Annotated in this window: 21 protein-coding genes and 2 pseudogenes; 8 read left to right on the top strand and 15 right to left on the bottom strand. The window is 66.1% G+C overall.

Going from position 1 to position 19753, the window contains the following annotated elements; all coding sequences use genetic code 11:
* Nucleotides 1–492, top strand: a 492-nt coding sequence (locus IG02_RS43330; RefSeq protein ID WP_234315027.1) for a GIY-YIG nuclease family protein, incomplete at its 5' end; no start/stop codon positions are given.
* A gap of 1878 nt (nucleotides 493–2370) precedes the next feature.
* On the top strand, nucleotides 2371–3537 hold the full coding sequence (locus tag IG02_RS0135090) for an ImmA/IrrE family metallo-endopeptidase (protein WP_030556748.1): 1167 nt from the start codon (nucleotides 2371–2373) through the stop codon (nucleotides 3535–3537).
* A 19-nt stretch (nucleotides 3538–3556) separates the two neighbouring features.
* Here the strand turns inward: IG02_RS0135090 and IG02_RS0135085 are convergent, their stop codons facing one another.
* Complete coding sequence (locus IG02_RS0135085; protein ID WP_234315026.1) at nucleotides 3557–4219, bottom strand: hypothetical protein; 663 nt, start codon at nucleotides 4217–4219, stop codon at nucleotides 3557–3559.
* Between the two features lie 236 nt (nucleotides 4220–4455).
* The gene (locus tag IG02_RS0135080; protein WP_234315025.1) at nucleotides 4456–6039 is read right to left on the bottom strand and encodes a PD-(D/E)XK nuclease family protein; all 1584 of its coding nucleotides are present in this window, start codon (nucleotides 6037–6039) and stop codon (nucleotides 4456–4458) included.
* Between the two features lie 188 nt (nucleotides 6040–6227).
* On the opposite strand from IG02_RS0135080, the gene IG02_RS37335 reads away from it, so the two are divergent.
* The gene (locus tag IG02_RS37335; protein WP_420707824.1) at nucleotides 6228–6887 is read left to right on the top strand and encodes an HNH endonuclease family protein; all 660 of its coding nucleotides are present in this window, start codon (nucleotides 6228–6230) and stop codon (nucleotides 6885–6887) included.
* Nucleotides 6888–6932: 45 nt separating this feature from the next.
* Entirely contained in the window at nucleotides 6933–7352 is a 420-nt protein-coding gene (locus tag IG02_RS0135070; protein ID WP_030556742.1) for a hypothetical protein, read from the top strand.
* A gap of 48 nt (nucleotides 7353–7400) precedes the next feature.
* On the opposite strand, the gene IG02_RS0135065 is transcribed toward IG02_RS0135070, so the two are convergent.
* The 11 genes and pseudogenes from IG02_RS0135065 to IG02_RS43325 all read right to left on the bottom strand — a co-directional run.
* Nucleotides 7401–7970 (bottom strand): hypothetical protein, encoded by a 570-nt coding sequence (locus IG02_RS0135065; protein ID WP_030556740.1) that lies wholly within the window; start codon nucleotides 7968–7970, stop codon nucleotides 7401–7403.
* On the bottom strand, nucleotides 7967–9220 hold the full coding sequence (locus IG02_RS0135060) for a DUF7224 domain-containing protein (RefSeq protein WP_030556738.1): 1254 nt from the start codon (nucleotides 9218–9220) through the stop codon (nucleotides 7967–7969). The genes IG02_RS0135065 and IG02_RS0135060 overlap by 4 nt, the downstream gene beginning before the upstream one ends.
* Nucleotides 9217–9963: an ABC transporter ATP-binding protein gene (locus IG02_RS0135055; RefSeq protein ID WP_030556736.1), complete on the bottom strand. Its 747-nt coding sequence runs from the start codon at nucleotides 9961–9963 to the stop codon at nucleotides 9217–9219. Before IG02_RS0135055 ends, IG02_RS0135060 begins: the two co-directional genes overlap by 4 nt.
* 77 nt (nucleotides 9964–10040) lie before the next feature.
* A complete protein-coding gene (locus IG02_RS38120; RefSeq protein ID WP_051766156.1) occupies nucleotides 10041–10472 on the bottom strand; it encodes a hypothetical protein in 432 nt (143 codons plus the stop codon).
* A gap of 990 nt (nucleotides 10473–11462) precedes the next feature.
* A complete protein-coding gene (locus tag IG02_RS0135045) occupies nucleotides 11463–12044 on the bottom strand; it encodes a hypothetical protein (RefSeq protein WP_030556732.1) in 582 nt (193 codons plus the stop codon).
* Nucleotides 12045–12453: 409 nt separating this feature from the next.
* Nucleotides 12454–13140 (bottom strand): SMI1/KNR4 family protein, encoded by a 687-nt coding sequence (locus IG02_RS0135040; RefSeq protein ID WP_030556731.1) that lies wholly within the window; start codon nucleotides 13138–13140, stop codon nucleotides 12454–12456.
* Nucleotides 13141–13155: 15 nt separating this feature from the next.
* Nucleotides 13156–14040 (bottom strand): RHS repeat-associated core domain-containing protein, encoded by an 885-nt coding sequence (locus IG02_RS0135035; RefSeq protein WP_157850850.1) that lies wholly within the window; start codon nucleotides 14038–14040, stop codon nucleotides 13156–13158.
* 10 nt (nucleotides 14041–14050) lie between these two features.
* Entirely contained in the window at nucleotides 14051–14401 is a 351-nt protein-coding gene (locus IG02_RS0135030) for a peptidoglycan-binding domain-containing protein (protein WP_030757555.1), read from the bottom strand.
* 420 nt (nucleotides 14402–14821) lie between these two features.
* Nucleotides 14822–15223: a hypothetical protein gene (locus tag IG02_RS0135020; RefSeq protein ID WP_030556760.1), complete on the bottom strand. Its 402-nt coding sequence runs from the start codon at nucleotides 15221–15223 to the stop codon at nucleotides 14822–14824.
* Nucleotides 15224–15262: 39 nt separating this feature from the next.
* Complete coding sequence (locus tag IG02_RS0135015) at nucleotides 15263–16033, bottom strand: ATP-grasp domain-containing protein (protein WP_030556758.1); 771 nt, start codon at nucleotides 16031–16033, stop codon at nucleotides 15263–15265.
* Nucleotides 16034–16611: 578 nt separating this feature from the next.
* A pseudogene (locus tag IG02_RS43325) lies at nucleotides 16612–16722 on the bottom strand (response regulator); the annotation flags it as partial.
* Between IG02_RS43325 and IG02_RS40195 the strand changes: the two are divergent.
* A pseudogene (locus IG02_RS40195) lies at nucleotides 16708–17004 on the top strand (transposase); the annotation flags it as partial. The pseudogenes IG02_RS43325 and IG02_RS40195 overlap by 15 nt on opposite strands.
* 17 nt (nucleotides 17005–17021) lie before the next feature.
* Here the strand turns inward: IG02_RS40195 and IG02_RS0135005 are convergent.
* Complete coding sequence (locus IG02_RS0135005; RefSeq protein WP_030556756.1) at nucleotides 17022–17258, bottom strand: hypothetical protein; 237 nt, start codon at nucleotides 17256–17258, stop codon at nucleotides 17022–17024.
* A 456-nt stretch (nucleotides 17259–17714) separates the two neighbouring features.
* On the opposite strand from IG02_RS0135005, the gene IG02_RS43580 reads away from it, so the two are divergent.
* The gene (locus IG02_RS43580) at nucleotides 17715–18008 is read left to right on the top strand and encodes a transposase family protein (RefSeq protein WP_157850847.1); all 294 of its coding nucleotides are present in this window, start codon (nucleotides 17715–17717) and stop codon (nucleotides 18006–18008) included.
* A gap of 163 nt (nucleotides 18009–18171) precedes the next feature.
* Nucleotides 18172–18612 (top strand): hypothetical protein, encoded by a 441-nt coding sequence (locus IG02_RS0134995; protein WP_030556752.1) that lies wholly within the window; start codon nucleotides 18172–18174, stop codon nucleotides 18610–18612.
* A 240-nt stretch (nucleotides 18613–18852) separates the two neighbouring features.
* Here IG02_RS0134995 and IG02_RS37330 read toward each other — a convergent pair whose 3' ends face one another.
* Nucleotides 18853–19047 carry a 4a-hydroxytetrahydrobiopterin dehydratase gene (locus tag IG02_RS37330; protein WP_324604770.1) on the bottom strand — a complete coding sequence of 65 codons (195 nt, stop codon included), beginning with the start codon at nucleotides 19045–19047 and terminating at the stop codon, nucleotides 18853–18855.
* Nucleotides 19048–19573: 526 nt separating this feature from the next.
* Here IG02_RS37330 and IG02_RS41950 point away from each other — a divergent pair.
* Nucleotides 19574–19753 (top strand): hypothetical protein (locus tag IG02_RS41950; RefSeq protein WP_158712451.1); only part of this gene is annotated, 180 nt, incomplete at its 3' end.

The following is a 19753-nucleotide window of genomic DNA, read 5'->3' as shown; positions in this document are numbered from 1 at the left end:
GTGCCGAACGCGGCAGGCCTCTATGCGATCCATGGTGATCTGCTGGCAGTCAAAGAACTCGCAGCAGGTGCCGCTGACCACCCCCTCTATGTGGGGAAGGCAGAACGCAGCTTGGTAGGGCGCGACCTGCGTACACACTTCGCAACGGGCAAGACTGGCTTCTCCACCCTACGACGGACTCTCTCAGCGCTCCTGCGGGAACCGCTTGGACTCCGAGCAGTGCCCCGCAACCTTGCTCGGCCTGACGGCAGCGCCAACTACTCTCTGGAGAGCAGCGGCGATGAGCGGCTGACGGAATGGATGCACGCGAGGTTGCAGCTCTCGGTGTGGGTAGGACCTGACGGTGTGGTCCTCGATGAGGTTGAGACTGCTGTGCTCAATGTGCTTCGGCCGCCCCTCAACCTGGCCAAGATGGGAAGCCTGGGCGACCGCAGGGTCAAGGCGGCTCGTGCAGCTATGGCAGAGGAGGCAAGGGCCTGGCAAGAGGCGTGACGGAATCTACGGTCGCGCCTGAGCTGGGTGCGGCGCACCGCACCCTCGGCCGCACTCGCACACGTCGCGCACCACGCCCGACGCTCACTCCTCCCCTCACACCTGCGGACTTGCCAGTGCCATGAACGCGGCTGCCGCTGGCACCCGCGACATCGCGGCTGCGCCGGCCCTCTCCTTCTCGTCCTGTCCCGCGAGCTGGGTGGCCGGCTGTGGCGGCTGGCTGACGTGTGCGCCGCATGCGCTGCGGCGATGAAAGACGCGTCGGCCGTGCCAGCGACCGCCCTGACCGGAAAGCAGGACGCATCTCCAGGGCCTGGCCGTCGCCGGCCGCGCCCCTCCCCCGTCGTGCAGGAGGAGATGGAACTGGTACGCAACATGCTCAGCTTTGCCGCGGCCTCACTTCCCGCATCAACAAGCGCCTCGGCCCGCCTCCTGGATTTGCAGGGCGTCTTGCGTTCCGACCAGCTAGGGCACGCACTCGTTCCGGCAGGGCTGACTCGCGGCATGGCCTTGGGGAACTCGACGGTCGCCTGGTGGGAGCTGGAGGCGGCCAGATGGTTGCGGCTTGCCCCGCAGGGGACGGCTGCGGCCGTCTGGCTCAGTGACCCTCTGACGGGCATGCCGGGCCACAGAGCCCGGTCACGGGCTGCCGACTGGACCCTGCGCGTCGCCCGCGAGCACAGGCTCACGAAGCCGGCCGCGAGGTCCCAGCTGGTCGCTGTCGCACTGCAAGCCCATTTGGAACCAGGCGCTGTCGAGGGTGCCGCCGACGCCCACCAAATCGCACACCGCCACACCCGTCTACCGACTGCTCGAAGAAGTCCTAAGGCTCGTGGAACACCAGGTGATCTTGACTGGCGCCCTCGATCACAACCGTGGCGAGCAGTCCTGGAGGCTGACTGCCCCCTTTCGCCCGAGCCGGCATGCCTGAACCTGCTCATCAAGCTGAAAGGCGCCAGCCCCTCACAGCCTGCCGGCAATGGCCGCCTCCACGGTTCCTTCCGCCACTCGGGCCTCCGATCCCAGGAGCCCGCGTCCAGAGACGCTCGGCCGCGTACCAGCGGTACGGGGGCAGGGCGGGGCCTCGAAGCATGCGCTACGAGGCCGACGGGCCGGCTCATGTCGGCGATCGCCCTGCGTCCGCTGCGGTCGCCTGCAAGTTTTTCTGTCCGAGCCGCTCAAGTTCACTGACGCTTGAGCGCTGATGCCAAAAACAGATCGGCCACTGGCACCAGGTCCGCTATCGCCGACAAGCGCTGTTGGGCAGTACTGGATCCGAGCCGACGCCCTGCGCCGATAGACGCCTACCAAGGGATCTTGGCTGACGCCTTTGCAGGCGGGTGCCGCCCGTCCAATAAGGTGACGCGGCATGGGCAAGGCTGCTTTGATAGTGCGGGCATCGGGCATGCTGGTGCATCGCTGCGCGGGCTGCCGGATGGGCACTGACGTATCGCGGGCTCTGCCGGGGAGGGAACAGACAGTCGTGACCCCTGAGGCAACCGCCCCCCGGACCGCATCCTCATCCTGTCGGTCGAGGCGGCAAGGTGCTGTCAGCCTCCCCGCAAGGGGCGTAGTCACGATGAGCTGCACCTATCGCCTGGCGCCCCTTCTGGAGACACGTAATCGCTGGTCAACCGGCTTGTGCGATGTCTCGGCCAAGGCCCCTACCCGGTCTGCTTCGCCTTCGCGGCTGTCAGTGTCCGCCTCTATCCTTGTGGGCATAGGGGGTGGTCGAAGAGTGAACTTTTCTGCTGCGGAGAGTCGGCTGTCAGGACTACAGGGCAGAGTCGGGGGGAGAGTCTTTGAGGACGGTTTCCCCGCTGCTGCGGGGGACGCAAGTGCGGGCACACAGACGAGGCGGCCAGGGAGGTGACGCGTGTGGGCAATGAGGCAGCGACATTTGATGCCCGTGCGCTGAGCAGCCTGCTCTCCCGCTACGAGGTCACTCCGCCTGTACTGGAAGAGCTTTTCGGGTCATCTGAGATCGGGGAAGAGCTGCTGGACGGGAAGCGTCTTCCCTCACGGCGGGAAGCCTCGCTCCTGGGTGCGCTGCTGGGAGTGGATCCCACCATCCTGACCGGCGCGAGGAGGCCCTCACTTGGCGTGAGCCTGCGCCTGGGCACGGCGGAAATCGAGCACGATGTGGTCGAGCCGGTCGAACACGCCATGAAGCTTCTAGCCGCAGATCGGCTGACCGAGCGTTGGGGCTTCAGCACGCCGGTTGAGGATCTCTCCCGGCTCCCTGTGTCAAGGAGGTTGTTCAAACCGAAGGAGGACGGCAGGACGACTGCTGTCCGGCTACGGGCCCAGCGCGCTCTGGATCCGCTCGCCCCGATTGAGGATCTCACCGGCTTCGTCGAGAGCCTGGGCTGCCTGGTGGAGTACCGGCCGTTGCCGAAGAACGTTCACGGCATTTCAGTCCCAGAAATCCACGAAAACCGCCAGACTTGGGCAATCCTCATCAATTCGGACGACTATTGGGCGCTTCAGAGATTCACGCTCGCACACGAATTGAGCCATGTCCTATACCAGGACAGCGGGCAAATAATCATCGACCGGGCGCAGAATTCCAACGCAATTCCAGAGATCATCGCGGACTCTTTCTCTCGACATTTCCTATTCCCGGACGAGGCGCTGGAGGAAATGCTGGAAGAGCATGGCCCCTCGAATGATCTACCGGATGTGAACCGTCTTGTCGCCGATGCCATGCTCACCTACGGAATAAGCAGGCGGGCCACGGTCAAGGCGCTACGGGATTCGGAATACCACCTGACGCCTTCCAGCGCGCTGCTGGATCAGTGCGAGAACACGACAGTCGCGTCGATGATGGTCAGCGTCGGAGCCGGTACGGCGTGGTCTCAGATGGCGGAGGCCGAGGGCCGGCGGTATGCCTCACCTCGTCTGACCGAGCATGTCCTGGCCGCATTCGCAAGCAATGTGGTGAGTCTGCAGACAGTGGCTGATGTGATCGCAGACGGGGACGAAGGGGAGGCCGTGCGACAGCTGAGCGCCGCCGGTTGGGACCTGACCGCGGCGGCGGAATAGACGGCACCGGGCTAACACATCAAGGGTCGCAGGAGCGGCACACACCTGCGAGACCACGGCACCGGAAGGCAGAGGAGTCCGCCGGACGGACATCGGTGGGCAGGGTGGCGAAGTGGGCCGTCATCTCGTTGAGCGCTGCCAGGAGGTCCTCTTCCTTCAGGTTCGGTTCTGCGCAGGCGAGTTCGGCAAGGATGTCACGCAGGTTCCGTGCGGATACCCCCTGCCGCCAGGCCACTCGGCTGGCGCCTCCGTCGTTGGTCAGCACGATGGCCGTGCCGCCGGCTTTGATGACGTCGGCGGCGATGAGGATGCTCTCCTTCTCGCCGTGATGACGCTTCGCCCTGTCCGTATCGATCTGGTGCCACGTCGCACCCCGCCGCTCGGCCGCCGCACGATCGAGCTCCAGGAGTTGCTGCTGCACCGCAGCCTCCAGCGCGGCCGAGTCCTCGGAGGGCTCGAGCACGGTGATGGTCTTGTCGTCGAGCTTCTTGACGAGGCGGTCCGCGCAGGCCGCCATCAGCACCAGGTTCCGACGCGGACGGGCGACCTGCGGGATCCGCGCAACGTTGCGGATCTCTTCCTCGACCGCCGTGGCCACGGCCACACTCTCCCCGTAGAGCTTGAGGAACATCTCCAGGTACAGAGGCCGGTGAGCCAGGGCATAGAGGACGCCGGTGTCCACGAGGGCGGTGGTGACGGGCCGACGACGCCGTGGAAGCGACGAATCGACCGCGTACTGACGCACCGGCGGCAAGGGCGGCCGAGGGCGGAGGTTCGGGCCGCGTGGCAGCATCACCCGGGGCGTGGGTAGCGGCCTATCCAACTACCCTCCCGTAACACACTCTTACAACCTGCCGACATGCTCCTCACCCAAGCCTAGCCCCCCGCCAGTCTGCCGTGCACGTGTTCTCCGTCGGGCTAGTCGGACAAGCCCGCCTGCAGGCCAGCACACGGCTCGTCATACACCTGCGGCTGTCCGTCGGCGTCACCGTGAGCGTCCGCGGCGTCGGGGCACCACCGCCTGACGGGGCACCAGGTGCACTGAGACCCGGGCGACGAGGACCATGTGGCATCTCGAATCCAGGAGCTGGCCCGCTGGCGGACCTCGGCCCGCGCCATGCGGACCATGTCCTGATCGCGCTCCAGATCCCAGGTGAACACGCGTGCCCCCTCTGAAGTGATCACCTCCAGTTCGACGACGGGGAGCATTTCGGTTTCACCGAAGGCATCTTTCGCAGTAGAGGCGATATTCATCAGCCACGGGACCGGGAAGAAGCGGTCGAAGGCGTCGCTCTCGTCTGCGGGCATCTGAGTCGTGGTCTTCGTCTCGCGTACGAAAATCTGCCCGCTCGCTCCTCGATATACCAGATCGGGCTGAGAAGCAATCACAACGTCCGCGGTCCCGTCGTACCCGTAAACCGAGGGTTCGACGGCAACAACTTCGACGCCGTCGGCCAGAGGGCACAAACGAGCATGCGCAGCAAGGAATTCACGAGTCTTCGCATACTCTTCCGCCGTGAGGGTTCCCGTGAAGGCCCCAGCCTGTCCGAGAGGTGCGACGTCCTGCTCGGTACACCGCGTGCCGCGTGCGTGGGCTTGAGCGAGCCACCGGTGAATAATGCGGCCGCGGTCCGACGCCTCCGACGACATGCGGGCTGGCGGCAGCCTGCACACCGTTTCGAGGTACCAGCGGGCGGGGCATTTCAGGTAGAGCTCAAGGTCGGCGGCGCTCACCGAGCGGGTGTGCGTCCCCGGCCGTCGCTGGCCAAGGCAGCCTGAGAGATCCTCCAGACTCGGACAGCACCCTGCCAGCTTGCAGTCCTGACACGACTGGCCGGGCCGGTAGTCAGCGGCATCCAGCAACTTCTTGATGACAGGACGTCCATACGTCTCGTATCGCGTGCGAACCTCATCCGGCGTGGCTTCGAAGACGACCTCGGTGGAGCCGTCAAACAAGCCAGCCTCGACGATTCGGATCTTCACTGGCGGGATCCGCATCTTGGCCCCGGCAGCAGCGAAGGCGGCGACCGTCGCCCAGCGATCATGCTCTTCGGCGCTGCTGCGGGCCTTGTTCACGCGCAGTCGTCGGACCTCGCGGACTCCATCGACGCTGGAGTACAAAGGCGCCCAGACGGTGACCTCACGCCCCTGGCTTCCCACGGCAGGGTCGAAGGCAAAAAAACGCACTTCCTCGTACTGTGCCGCGAGTTCGTCGTGGGCGTCGAGGTACTGCTCCACCGCGTGTGCAATGTACCTCTCCACTCCCGGGTGAAGATCGGGGTACTGTGCCATCTGTTCCCGGAGGGCCTCCTGGAGGCCCTCCCAGGTGGCGATGCGCTCGTCGCGGTGAAGCGCGGCGATGACCTGCCGGGTCACTTTCAGCATGAACGGATCGTCGCCGTGGCGCCGCTCCCAGCCGGCCACAGTAAAGCGTCGGCGGACTTTGGCCGCCAAGAAGACACCGCACCGGGCAGCGTAGCTCTCCGCGTCAGAGGCCGACACCCGAAGGGCCCCTTGGTACTGGCTCAGCTGCTCTCGCGGGTCCTGGGTCGACACTGACCGCACCCCCTGTTGCGTCGGACCTGCAGGCATACCTGCGAATGTCCGCAGTATAGGACCGACACGAGCATAGGCCTTTCGTATTTGACAGCAGCAACTTCATTGGCTAACGAGCTCGTGCACGGTAAGCGGTGAGACGTCGGGCTCCTCGCCCTGGCGCCGATCGCCCTGCCGTACACGGCCGCCGCGGCCCCGGTGGCGCCGGCCGGTGCGGAGGTGCTCAACTGGTCGACGCCGTCGAGCAGATCCCCCTCGCCGACGAGGCGCGCGCCGGATACAGCCGCGATGCGTTCAAGCACTGGAACACCGGCCTCGATCCCGCCGACGGCTGCAACACCCGCGCCGAGGTCCTCCAGGCAAAAGCGGTCCAAGCGCCGACCATGGCTGCCAGCTGCAAGCTGTCCGGCGGCCTGTGGAAGAGCTATTACAACGGCCAGGAGGTCAACGACCCCGCCAAACTCGACATCGACCACATGGTGCCCCTCGCCGAGGCCTGGGATTCGGGAGCGTCCGCCTGGACGCCGGCCCGGCGCGAGGCATACGCGAACGACCAGGACGCCAGCTCGTCCCTCGTCGCGATGACCGCACGCTCCAACCGTCAGAAGGCCGACCAGGACCCCCGCGACTGGATGCCGCCGCTCCCCAGCGCGCACTGTCGCTACATCTCCGAATGGGTCGGCACCAAGCTCCGCTGGAATCTGGCCGCCGACAACGCCGAGATGGACGCCCTCGCCGTCTTCGCCCACGGCGACTGCGCGAAGACCGCCGTCATCTTCACCCCCGCCCCGTAACACCCGGTCGACCTGCAGGTCCTGACGCGTTGCCCTCCCCTCCGGGTGCTCCTGCCGGTCGTCGGCCTCGTGGGCGTCGGCGACGGCCGCGCGCTTGCATCTGTCGCAAAGGTGCGGATGGGGGTCCTTCGGGACTCCCCAGTCCGTCGCCTGTGCAGCCTCCCAGCGGGCGTCGGTGAACTTCGCCCCGCAGCCGGTGCAGACAGGACGGCGGGCCTCGCGTTCGGCTGCCTGCTTCGCGGCCTGCTCCCGGGCTGCCCGCCGTACCTGTGCCTGGTACTGCGCCTGGCGGGCCTTGGACTCCTCTTCCTCGCGGACGTCGGCGACTTCGCGGCGCGGGTTGCCGATCGCCTCAAGGAACGGCTGCGGATGGTCTCGGCCGAAACGGAGGAACACTGGCTGGCCGGACCGTGCTGGCGCAGCTGGTTCAAACCGGTCGCAATGATCGGGATCTTCCGGTCCTAGAGACGGTGGCCGCCGCGCCAACACCTCACGAACCGCCCTCTGAAACGATCAGTTAGAGCGCCCTGCCCCTGAGAGCTTCAGCGCGAAGGCGAACAGGACAACTGCGACCAGCCACGCAGCCAGGCTTTCGGCAGGGTAGAGAGGAAGGGCCCACCAGACGTGGGAGGGGTGGCCCCCGGGTTGGTAGGCGCGACCAAGGATGAGGTTGAAGATGAGCAGCAGCAACCCTGATGCTGCTGCCGTCGCCTCGTTGGCGAGGCGACGTGTGAGAAGGGCGATAGCGAGAAGGAGGGTGACGTTTCGGGCGACGTCCATTCCCACCACTAGCCCGGCCGCGTGCGTAAGCACCACGGTGAGGATGAGGGCGCCATTGTCGTACAGGCGGACGTGAGCTACCGCTGTGCTCTCGGCTTCGCGTAGTTGTCGTTCGAGGCAGTACATGACGGCGACGACGATCAGAACTGGGGTGAAGTAGGTCAGACGTGCCCCGACCATGCCGCCGACGAGACTGGGAACAGGAATCTCGCTCGTCCCCACAGACCCGCACATCAAGACGAGCACGGCGAGTGCGATGGGAATGACCCACCAGCGGCGTACGGCGATTATGTAGCGGCTCATGGCATGACCCGCACGCAGTGCTTCTGGCTCACGGCTGCTGTGTTGAACCATCTGGCCTGCTCTTGGACCGATAGACCGCGGACCTTCTGGAGCGCTGCCCAGTCTGCAGGGAGCATTCCCTGCCGTATGACTTCCTCGTTCAGTCCCATCGCCAGGGCGGCCCAAGCGGCGGCGGGCGAGCCCGGCTGTCGGCAGTCGGTCACGCCAGCGAGCGAGGCCGCCCCGGCTACTGCCGACTCCGCCAAATCCGCCGTGTATTGGGCACGGTCGCCCCCGCCGTGAAGGGAGGGCAACGACCAGTACAGCGGCCACGTTCCTGGCTTGAGTGGAATCTCTGGGGAGGTGACGCGCAGTTCTTGAGGAACGGGTATCCCGGCAGCCTTCAGTCTGTCTATCGGAGTGAGTGCATCCCGCCGCAATTGCTCGGCATAGGGTTTGTACTCCGGGGGCACGCACACCCTCGGTACTTGTCCGGTACAGGCCATGGCGATGTTGCGGGGATTTGTCGGGGGCCGGTACCCCCAATCGCTCACCAAACTATGGCCTGCTGTGAACGTGGCCGCGGCTACCAGGACGCTGGCTGCTGCGGTCCAGGGGCGCTGGCGCACGCCGGCCAAGGTCCAGAAAGCGAGGGCGAGGCCGGCGACAATGAGCCATGGCACTACAAACACGGCGGGCTCGCGCACGTCGGTGACGGTGGATGTTCCGTCGATGAAACCGCCCAGGTGTCGCAGCCAGGGGTTGGCTATCGCGTGCGGCATGGATAGCCAGGCCCAACAGCTGATCCCAACGACGGGGGCCGCAATGCTCCTGGGCAGGATGAGCCCTAGACACCAGCCGATGATGAGCCAGCCGAAGGGAAGTACGACCAGATGCACCGCGGCGAGCCACCCGGCTCCGCCAGGCCACACACCTACCGCTCTGCGGGCCATCACGAGCGCCCCGGCGATGAGGACGAGGTGCAGGGTCAAGACCGGTGCAGCGGCCCGCAAGAGCTGTTCTGGGAGCCAACGCGCGCTGGTGGTTCGCATGGCTCCCAGCTGGCGGTGGCGGCCCGCTTCCCACGCAGCAGCCCCGGCCACCGCCGGGGCGATGATCGCCATGGCGAAGGCGGCAAGCTCACCGGATTGCACGCCGTATCCCGATGGCGCAGTGTAGGTGACATCGTCGATGTACAAACCGACGTAGAACAAGGCGGGTAGGGCCAGCCACGGTGCAGCCGAGGCCCGGAGATTCGCCCAGGTGATCATTCGGTCGCCTCCAGCAGCGACGCGTAGGCGCTCTCCAGACGTCGGCCCGGCGCGCAGTCCGGTTGGGCGTGGGCGGCGAACTCCTCAACCGCCCCCTTGAACCTCGGTCGGCCCGCTTCGAGGACCACGACCTCGTCGAAAGCCTGGTCGAGGTCGCCGATGTCGTGGGTGGAGACGATCACATGAACGGTGCCACGCAACGAGATCAGCAAGTCGAGAAACCTGCGCCGCTGGTGGGGGTCTAGCCCTACGGTGGGTTCGTCGAGGAGTAGCAACTCCGCGTTATGGACGAGTGCTTGTGCGATAGCGATCCGCTGTTGCTGGCCTCCGGATAGCGTCTTAATCTTATCGTTGATCTTGTCGCTGAGCCCGACTCGTTCAATTGCTTCCGGCGCGGCGCGCCAAGCGTCACGTTCCCGCATGCCCTTTAGCCAGCCGATATACGCCACGTGCTCTCTGCATGTCAGTCCGGGCAGGAATCCAGGGCGCTGCGGCAGCCAGGACACCCTGTGCCGGTAGTTCCGCATGTGTTTCCGGTTGGCCGGGTCAAGCCTTCCGTAGCGGACGAGCCCTGCCTGCGGCTGCGAGGCACTAGCGCCGAGAGAGAGCAGAGTGCTCTTGCCAGCGCCGTTGGGTCCGAGGAGCACAGTATGGCCCGGTGAAAACTCCAGGTCGAGCTGGTTAAGGACTGGGCGTGATGTGCGGGGATAACGGAAGGTGCAGGACTGGTAGTGCAAGGGCATCGGTGGTACCTCGGCGCCGGAGCGGGACTCCTCCGGCTACGCCGACATGGGGTGGGCGCAACCGGAGGAGCAGAGTTTTAGTAGGACACGGTAAGGGACTTGACCCAGGTACGGACGCCCGTAGCACCGTCGTTGACGACGAAGTAGTAGTCGCCGGCGCCGTGATCAGACCATGTGCCGGTGGAGGTGGAGGTGCTGCTGGCGTGGCACTGCGTGAAACTCGCCCTCACGTAGTACGGGTCGGGCCCGAAGGTGTCCTTGCGCAGGGTGACATTGGTGACCGAGGTGCTGCCGTCGGTGCTGCAGCCGGTGAACTTGATCGTGGTGGAGCCACCGGTGTCATACCAGCGACGGGATTCGTAGCCCGGAATGACGCCCGTAAGCGAGCCGGACCAGCTGGCGGCGTGGGCGGGCGCGGTAAGGAGGCCGAGTACAGCGGCGGCACCAAGGCCAACAGTGCCTATTCGCCGACCAGACTCACGCAGGGTGATGAGACGTGTAGATCTCACGGGTTTCCCCCCTTGGGAAGTTGAAAAAGACAACCGTGACCGTAAGTAAGGGACGGCGTTTGATCAACGATCAGTGATGTTTAGGCCATGAGTTCGTCACATCAACATGTTGGATGGCTGAGAGTCCTCCAGACCTGCGTCGACGTGCGGTCATTGGGCGTGCCTTGTGGCGAAGTCGGTGACGCCGTCACGATGGGGCATTTGGACCCAGAGGTGGGTAGTGACCTCACTGCGGCGACAGGTCCGACAGCGCATTTATCGGCGTAGGCGAGACCCTGCGGGGTGCGCAAGAGGACTTGCTGCTCCAGCAGCCTGTCCGGCACCCGGACGGCAGTGGTTGGTTCTATGGATCAGAAACTCATGGGGTCCTCGTCCAGGACGTAGCGGACGGGTGGGCCGCCGAAGTAGCCGCGGACGATGTGCGGCTGACCCGCCGGCGGAAGAAGCGGCGTGTCTCGGCGGCGAGTTCGGCCTGATTCCGGGCGCGGTGCTGCCGGGGCTGAACGCCTTGTCCCGGACCTTTGCATCGGCTGAAGCCATACCGAGCAGCCATCCCGGCACATCGTCTGCAGGACCGTAGGCGTGCCCCATGGAGGCGCCCAGTCGATACGCTCCAAGTCATTGGTCATGACCGGCACTATGCCGGGCAGCACCGACACCCCCTGACAGCACTGTGCCCCCCGCACCGCAGTACGGGGGCAAGGGGGCGCTCCAACGACCAGTCGGCTCACCTATCCACGATCCCAGTAGCGGGCCTCAGTCGCCGATCCGCTGCTCCCCTACGCGGATGACCCAGACGAACGACACCGCGCACCGCGGCCTTGACGGGACCAGGTGAGGAGTCAGTCGCCTTCGACCCACGCGAGACGAGCGTTCCAATGACGGCGGGATGTATCTGTCTGCGCTTCGTCGCGCATCCCGGCCTCGCGCGGCTCCGTCGTCGACCGGACGCTGGGTCGCCCCCGCCCCCGTACGCCGAGAGGGGCGTGGTCACAGGTCCATGTGCTCGTAGTGCCGCAAGAGGGAGCTGGCGGCCTGCTCGGTCATACCAAGCACCTCGGCGACCCGAGCGAGAGGGAGCTGTTCGCTGCTGGTGACGATCCTGGTAGCGAGGGGGCCGAAGACCGCGACGGTCGCCTTCAGCTCACCAGCCGCCTTCACCACGGTGAGCGGATCGTCGTCGACGAGCTCGTCCAGGCGCTCGTGCAACCGCCGCAGCAGACCGGCCAGGTCCTCGGGGAGCGGCACCGCACGTGCGGCGACCTCATCCAGGTGGCTCCCCCAGTCCCGCTCGGGCCCGGAGGTGTCGTAGGCGTCGACGTCGTCGCGGTCGACCTGCTGCCAGTCGATCGGGAACGTCCGCTCGCCGCGCCATCCGCATGCGCACCTGCCCCGCATCGTCGTCGCCATCGGCCTGCGCACCGCTCCGTCGTACACCCACCAGTCGGTGAAGCTGGGGACATGGCCACTGCTGCCCATGTCGATGTAGACCGGGCCCGGCTCGCTGCCATCGGCCAGCAACACCCCGACCCCACCCACATGCGAGTCGAACCCATCACGCTTCCAGGACACCCCGGTCCACCTCCTCGTCCACACAGGGCGCACCGAACCGCCACCCTGCACCCCACGGTGGAGCATCAAGGCGTTGCCGCGCAGCGAGTCGGCATATCCCAAAGGCACATCGGTTGCGCGCGCCACGCTGCGCGCCCCCGGCCCGCCTGGAAGCAGGCACTCGGCAACGCCGTCGCAGGGACCCTTGGGGGCGTCAGGGCCGTGTGCACGGTGTGCGGGCCTGTTTGGCGTCGATCGTGACGAGTTCGCCGTAACGGGCGGAGCTGGCCGAGCAGCCGGCTGAAGAAATTGCGCTGGATGGCGGCGTGGCAGTCGGAGTGCTTGTCGCGGGAGGGGCGCCGGTTGTGGGCTCTGGCGCATGCTCTTGATCAGAAGTTGCACCGAGCGACACACGTCTCGTTTGCCCCTTTCACGCGTTGTTGGAGTTCTCCTGTTCCCAGGCCTGGATGATCTCGATAGGGATGCGCCCGCGTTCAGGTAGGTCGTAGCCGTGGGCGTGGGCCCAGTCGCGGATGGTGCGTGTGCTGACGGATGTCCGGGGGGCTGCAACCGGTGTGTTGCTATGGAGAGCTGAAGGGGTGAAGGTGGCCCCGTGTTCAAGGAGGTCCTTGGGGAACATGGGGATGTGTGTTGTTCCGCTGAGAGTGGCGACGAGGAATTCGGTCAAGGACCCGTCGTAGATGTACCAGGGGGCGCGCAAGGCTTCGTTGACGGCGACGGTCCACTCGTCCGGGGTGCCAGCGGGCTGGGTGACCCAGAAGAGGTAGTCCCCGTTGCCCGTGACTCCCATGGCGAAGAGATCCTCGGGAGGGTGCGGCAATGCCCAGGGGTGTCGGGCAGTTTGTCGGACCTCTTCGATCTGCGTTCGTAGACGGGCCGGCATGGGCCCGGTCAGGTCGGCCCACTCGCTGGGGGCGTGAGGCTGGTACAGGGAGATGAAGTCGCAGAACTGGCCCGGGCCGTAGGTGGTGACGAGTTGCTTGTAGTCCTGGGGCAGGTTCATGCCCAGTGCAGCCTCGATCCGGGACCAGTCAGGGGCTGGCGGGACGGTAGGGGGAGGTGGGCACAGGGCCGTCAGTGCTGTGAGGGCAGTCATCCGATTCCTTGGAGGCTAAGGACGGCGCCGGGGGCGGGGCTCGTCGTGAGCAGGGTTGTTAAGGATGGTCCCCTCATCGAACAGGAGGTTGCCGTCCCGGTCCTTTTTGGCTCCGAACGCCTCGAGCTGGATGGTCTTGGGGGGTGAGTCAGGATCATCGTTTACGTACTCCAGGTACACGCTGTACTGGACGACGTCGTTTCCGGCGACAGCGTCGTACACACGCTGCTCGAACATGCTCATTTCTGGCGTGTTCGTCGGGTTCTGGGAGATCGTGAACAGGTTGTCGTCATGATCACCGGATCCGCCGAGCTGCCGCGCCAGCATGTGCCCGCGGGCCTGTCCCTTGTCCGGCTGGTAGCCAGGAGGGATGATCGAGTTACGGGCGTGTGTGCCTTCATCAAGCATGTTGCGGGTGATGATGGCGTGCATCTCATAGGGACGTCCGTGCTCGTCGCGAACCCACCTGACTTGCCCCGCCCATGTGGGATCCGGCTCGCAGGCTGCCAGGCCCAGGGGGTCAGCCAGAATGAACGGGTTCGCGACATAGGCGTAGGGGTTGATCGACGGAGCGATGCCCAATGGGTCGGGCGAGAGGTACCTGCCCGCTTCGGGGTCGTAGTAGCGGTTGAAGTTGTAGTGCAGACCCGTCTCGGGGTCGAAGTACTGGCCCGGGTAGCGCAGCGGGGTATAGGCGGTGCTGTTCTTGTTCCACTGGGTGGCGCCCCAAGCGGTGCTGCGGGCTCGCCAGGCCAGGGACCCGTCGGCCGAGACCATTTCCGTGGGGCTGCCCACGAGGTCGGTGACGATCGCGAAGAACCGGCGATCGACCTCCTGCTGTGTGCCGCCGGCCTTCATTTCACGCTGGCTCAGGGGTTTTAGTCCGGCGTAGTCCCACACCAGGGTCGCGTCATCGTCCTGCTGCTCGACCAGCTGTGCGCCATCCCAGCGGAAGGTCGTGGTCTGTGTGACTTGCTCGTCGTTCTGACCTACGGACCGCGCTCTTGGTGTTCTTGCCGAAGACGCCGTCGGTCTTCACGCCGAGCTGCACCTGGGCGGCCTTGACGGCCGGGCTGCGGTCGCCGAGGCCGACGGTGAGGGCGGTGAGCTTGCTCCAGGTCTTTGCCCCGACGACGCCGTCAGCCTTCAGGCCGGCGCGCTTCTGGAACTTCCCGACCGCGGTCGCGGTCTTCCTGCCGTAGATGCCGTCGGCGGACACCGCGTAGCCCCGGGCGGTCAGGAGGTGCTGGACGCTCTTCACGTCGGTGCTCCTGGAGCCGGTCTTCAACTTCGGCCACGCCCCAGTCCTGGCCATGGTGCTGGCGTGGGAGGCGCCGCGGACGACTGGCTTGCCCGAAGCGTTCGCCTGGTCACCGGTCGCGCTCACCGCGCCCGCACTCCACTGCCTTGATGGCCTCGCTGTACGCGCCTACCGGGTCCGGGTGCAGTCCGCATGTCGCCCTCCAGGCCGCTGCCAGGTGATCGGCAGCGCAGCCAGCGGAAGGGGCGGCAGCCGCGTCGGTGACGGTCTGGCGCAGGCGACGCACGCCGTCATCCAGCCCAACCACGCTGGGCGAGCTTAAGGGCGCCCGGCACAAGTTCAGTACCGCGATCTCCGCCCCGGCCGGAGGAGCGTGGAGCCGATACGCCCCCGACGACCACCAGCGATGAAGCACGGTACTTACGCTGGGTCCGCTGAGCCGCGTTTGTCCTCAACATGGACGACGTGAAGCTCGGTGCCGTCCCGGTGGCGCTTGGAACGTCCGAACAGCCCGACAGCGATCTGCGACTGATCCTGAGGCTCATCGGGGCCGACATAGGTAAGGACGTCGTTGTGATGCCCAGTGACGACCCATCCCTCGACGTCCTTGAGGTCGATCACCCCAAAGTCTCCTGCCGAAGATCCGGCATGCGCCGGGCCGAACTTCTTCAGGAGGTCGGTTGCCTGTTCAGCAAGCTCCCCTTCCGGAGCGGTCAGCACGACACAAGTGCCATGCTCGAACAGCACCCACGACTTGCCAGGGTCGGCGAGAAGCCGCTGCCAGACGTCTATGACTATCTCGGTGTTCACGCCGGTCATCATGCCGCAGGGCACCGACACAGGGTGACGATCGGCCTACGGCTACGGCGAATACGCGACTCTTGAACATGCGGGCCTACCAGTCGCGAACGCCAGATCTCGCGGCCGCATGTGCTCGCGTGGCCCCGCCGCCCGCAGGACCACGTCCAGCACCCGTGCCGGGTCGGCCGCGTAGGCATGCGAGAACCACGCCATGTTGGCCTCCACCACCGCCCAGCGGTGGCCTGCGCGGTAGGGGTCCAGCAGTTGCCCGACGTCCACGACGACGGCACTCGGCAGCGTGTGCCCGGCTGCGGTGGCCAGCCGGTCGGCGAACTCCGTAATCTGCGCGGCGGTGGCCCCGTCCGCCCGGTCCGTACCGAGTGGGCGGGGGTCGAGCCGGCCGAACACTGCGTACCGGCTCGCCGTGGCAATCTGACCGTCCAGCAGGAACAGCCGGTACTCGGCCGCGAAGGTCACCACGTCAGACAGCAGCACCGGTGCTGCCGGGTCCAGGGCGGAGAACAGCCGGGACCCGTCGGTGTAGACATCGGCCGGGAAGGACTTGTCACGGGGCGGCTTGACGAACGTCGGCTGGTCGATCACCCATGCGTCCGCAATGGTCCCAGCCCGTACCTGGCGGCCGGTGAACTCTTCCGGCAACTCGGCGAGCCAGCCGTCTGCCGGCTCCAGCAAAGCGAACCCGAGCCGGCCAGCCAGCCGCGCACCCGCGACCGGTCCGCCGTACCAGTGCGCAGGGCCTGCCAGGCCGGGCTCCTCCGCCGCCCTGACCGACATCCCTCGGCCCGCCGCCTCGACGGCCAACAGGTCCATCGTCGACGTCCGCCGTCCAGGCATGACCAGCACCGCGAATCCCTCCTGCACTCCGCAAAACCGCCACGCTAGCTGTATTGATCACGAGCGTTGTTAACGGGGCCAGGTCTTGATCATGGCGAAGACCTCCGGTGTGGTGGAGGCTCACACCGCATACGAAGGTCTTCGTGTCCCACCGTAATGCCCGGCTGACCGCAGGCGGCCGCCAGGCGGACCATTTCGTCGCCTGTTATCCCGGCGTCTACGAGGAGCACGCCGTCCCTGCCCTGCACGACAGCGGTGTTGTTCTCGAGTAGCTCGCTCTGGTGGATCAGCACACCCTCCGCAACCTGCTGAACTCAAGCACAACTCCCAGCACCTCAGCAGGCAAGACCACCTACGGCTCGTCCAGCTGCTCCAGACGCTCCACCGGCCGAACGCCCGCTCGGGGCGCGCCTCCCCCAGGGCACGCCCCGCAGCCTTCACCGCCGCACCGCCCTCGGCCTACGCCAGCTGAGCACTGCGAAGCTCGTGCTCCAGACACGCCTTGAGCGCCGACGTGTGGTTCCGGCGCCTTGGAGCTGCGGTGTCGCCGGGCCCTACGAGGTGTGTCGTTCGAGGTAGATGGACGTGAAGACGGCGACCTTGGCGCGTAGGGCCCAGGGGTCGAAGGGTTTGCTGATGTAGTCGACGGCGCCGGCCACCTCGCCGCCTACGCCGGTCTCGCCCCGGCGACCCGGAGCTCGGGCTCCTCGATCCGCGGCGAACAGCCGTCAAGGAGAGGAAACAAGCAGCTCAAGAGAGCCTTCTTCCTTTCCGCGTTCGCCGCGCTGGGAGACCCGACCTCACGGGCCGACTACGACAAGAAAATCGCCCAGGGTAAGCATCACACCCAGGCCCTGCTCTGCCTCGCACGGCGACGAGCAGACGTCCTCTTCGCGATGCTCCACGACGGAACCTTCTACGAACCCCAACTTGCAGGGGCCGGGTGACGGTTCTGACTCACCGGTCAGTCCTCCTCCGGCCGAAGCCGCCAGCGAGCGGCCTCAAGCCGCTGGTCATAGTCAGGCGCGAACAGCCCCGCAAGTGACTTGTCCAGCGTCCCGGCGATGCGATGGATCGGCACCCAGACCGCCGGATCGTCGACAACTCGGCTCAGGTCCGTCATCTGCAGCTTCTCCAGCCAGTCCGACAACACCAGTGCCTCGTCACTCGTCAGCTTGATCGTGACCTGGCTATCACTCATGCACACCCCTACGGCTCGGCCCCGCTTTCGACCACACAAACCTACTGACCTTCGACCTTGACCAAACACATAGGGGCACCCCCCGGCCCACCACGACGTGGAGACCGAGTCCGCGGCACGGGCCCGGTGCGTCGGCGGCCGTCAGGGCAAGCCGGTCACACCTGGGCGCCGTCGCGTCCCACCGGGTGACGGACGGCCAGCTCCGGCTACGCGTGCAAGGCCACCTCTCATGGCGGCAGCCTGGTCACCCCAGTGACAGGCACTGCCGACCGTCACCTCTACTACGAGTTGAAGTGCCCAGGCGGGTACGGAGAAGCGGGCTCTGTCGCTGATCTTGTGACGTTGCAGCCATTCGATCGTTTCGGATGGGTGTGCGGTTCAGGGGACTTGCGGGAGGTTCTCCCGCATCTGGCGGACGTGGTGGTCGAGTCTGTGCGTCGGGATGCGGGCGTGGTCATGCTGCGTACCCGTTCCCAAACGGGTTCGGCGCGGTGTCCGCAGTGCGGAAGGCCCTCGGGCCGAATACACGGCCGGTACGAGCGGCGACTCAAGGGCGCGCCGGTGGGCGGGCTGCCGGTGGTGATCGTGGTGCTGATACGGCGGTTCAAGTGCCTGGCGGCTGAGTGCCCGACAGCCTTCGCCGAGCAGATTCCGGGACTGGCCCGGCCGCACGCCCGGCACACGCCCGCCCTGCGGGACCTGCTCGGCCGGGTCGCCCAGGCACTAGGGGCTGTCCGATGGGTCGTGTGAGCTGATCAGGGCCGTGGCATAGGCGCAGATGAGCTTCTCCCGAGGCGCCGTCGTCGGGCTCGCCCGCACGGAGAGCTCGTCGCCAATCCGCCCGTCCTTGCCTGCGTCGGCCGGTTGAGGAATTTGGTTGCGGTGGATCAGGCGGATGCGGTCATACTCCGGCATGAGTAGAGACGCCGAGGTCATCGTGCTAGCCCGCTGGTCGGACGAGGTGATGGAACCGCTGACCCAGGACGACCCGGAACGCACGTGGCGAGGTCGCTTCGTCCCGATAGCGGGGCAGTGGGGCTACGAGTTCGGGTGGGCCCTGGAGTTCGAGAAATTGCGTGGCCGCCAGGGCCTGCTCAGGCACCTGGAGTCGCTGCCGTGGCCGCATCCGCACACGGTGCAGGTTCTGCTTCGCGACCAGGACGACGACTGCTTCGGGCTGTGGATGTTCCAGGAGGGCCGGCTGGTGGAAGTCACCATTCCGCGCACCGAGCGTTTCCACCAGCCCAATGAGGACTTCGAACCCTACCCAAGCATGCTGCTGCGCACCGACCAGAACACGGCTCTGCCCGAGCAGACCCCAGAAGCGCGCCGCGACACCCGCTCACCCTGGTAGACCGAGTTCGGCAGCTCATCTTGGGGACGTCAGGGCTGTCGACGAGCGCGTACTCAGCGAACTGCGCCACCACTACCCAGGTGCCAAGGACCTCTCAACGGGGCGTTTCACTGCGGACGGAGCCATAGGCGGATCGCGGCCACGGTGACCGTCCCGTGGAAGACGTACGCCCGTTTGTCGAAGCGCGTGGCGACGGCGCACGCACGCCGTGCAAGGGTCGACTTCGCCGTTGCCCCTGGGTCAGTCGAGCGGGAGCGCCTGGTGCGCGGTCACCATCGTGCCGATGCGCTGCGCGAGGTCGAAGTCCGCGGCTGTCAGTTTGAAGCCGGCGTCATGTGTGGTGATGGATGCCCGTAGGCGGTCCATGCGGAGGTCGAGGTCGGCATGGTGCTGTATGCGGCGGGAACGGTCTGCGATCGACACGATCGCGGCCACGGCGGCGTGCTAGCGGATGGGGGTATGTCCGGCTGTTCCTTAGCCAGCCCGGCAAACTGATCACATGAACCGAGGCGCCCTGTAATCCGCACTGTTCCAGGATGGCTGCATCTCTGCACGCGCCGCTCTGGCCGAGCTGGAGGCAGGCGCGGACTTCGAGGTCTTTCTGAACCAAACGGGTTCCGCACAGCTCTGGGACACCTGGTCCTGGCGGCACGAAGTCATGCTCGACACGGGCGTCACACCTCGGCCCGGACTCGCCGAAGCCATCACCGGACTTCAAGCCGCAGGAACAGCTCGGGTATACATGGCGACCGGCGCCGGATCGCAGAGACGTTTCACGCTCTTCCTGTCAGAAAACCTTACCCAGTGCATCGCCTCCTGGTGATCTCACCTCATTGGATTAGGCGTTCTAAGCTGGCTACCTGCGGCGTAGGCTCCAGCGGCATGAGTACAAGGGGCACACCGCTTGGTCGGGTAGTTCAGAGCGGCTGGTTTGTCGTGCCCAACCCTTAGGCTCTTCGCCATGGACGAAGCCATGGTGTGTGTTGCTCTCGCTGCCTTGACTGATGGCCCGCAGCACACGGCGCAGGAGGCCCTTGAGGTGGTGCCGAACGCGGCAGGCCTCTATGCGATCCATGGTGATCTGCTGGCAGTCAAAGAACTCGCAGCAGGTGCCGCTGACCACCCCCTCTATGTGGGGAAG

The organism is Streptomyces sp. NRRL F-5135, from assembly GCF_000719775.1.
Taxonomy (GTDB): domain Bacteria; phylum Actinomycetota; class Actinomycetes; order Streptomycetales; family Streptomycetaceae; genus Streptomyces; species Streptomyces hebeiensis.
This window is presented reverse-complemented; position numbering and strand designations above follow the sequence as displayed.

Bases quoted from the DNA above. Each gene is read 5' to 3' on its own strand.
- IG02_RS0135065 (WP_030556740.1), bottom strand. From the start codon at position 7,970: ATGAGCCGCTACATAATCGCCGTACGCCGCTGGTGGGTCATTCCCATC.
- IG02_RS0135060 (WP_030556738.1), bottom strand. From the start codon at position 9,220: ATGATCACCTGGGCGAATCTCCGGGCCTCGGCTGCACCGTGGCTGGCC.
- IG02_RS0135055 (WP_030556736.1), bottom strand. From the start codon at position 9,963: ATGCCCTTGCACTACCAGTCCTGCACCTTCCGTTATCCCCGCACATCA.
- IG02_RS0135040 (WP_030556731.1), bottom strand. From the start codon at position 13,140: ATGACTGCCCTCACAGCACTGACGGCCCTGTGCCCACCTCCCCCTACC.
- IG02_RS0135020 (WP_030556760.1), bottom strand. From the start codon at position 15,223: ATGATGACCGGCGTGAACACCGAGATAGTCATAGACGTCTGGCAGCGG.
- IG02_RS0135015 (WP_030556758.1), bottom strand. From the start codon at position 16,033: ATGGACCTGTTGGCCGTCGAGGCGGCGGGCCGAGGGATGTCGGTCAGG.
- IG02_RS0135005 (WP_030556756.1), bottom strand. From the start codon at position 17,258: ATGAGTGATAGCCAGGTCACGATCAAGCTGACGAGTGACGAGGCACTG.
- IG02_RS43580 (WP_157850847.1), top strand. From the start codon at position 17,715: ATGCTGCGTACCCGTTCCCAAACGGGTTCGGCGCGGTGTCCGCAGTGC.
- IG02_RS0134995 (WP_030556752.1), top strand. From the start codon at position 18,172: ATGAGTAGAGACGCCGAGGTCATCGTGCTAGCCCGCTGGTCGGACGAG.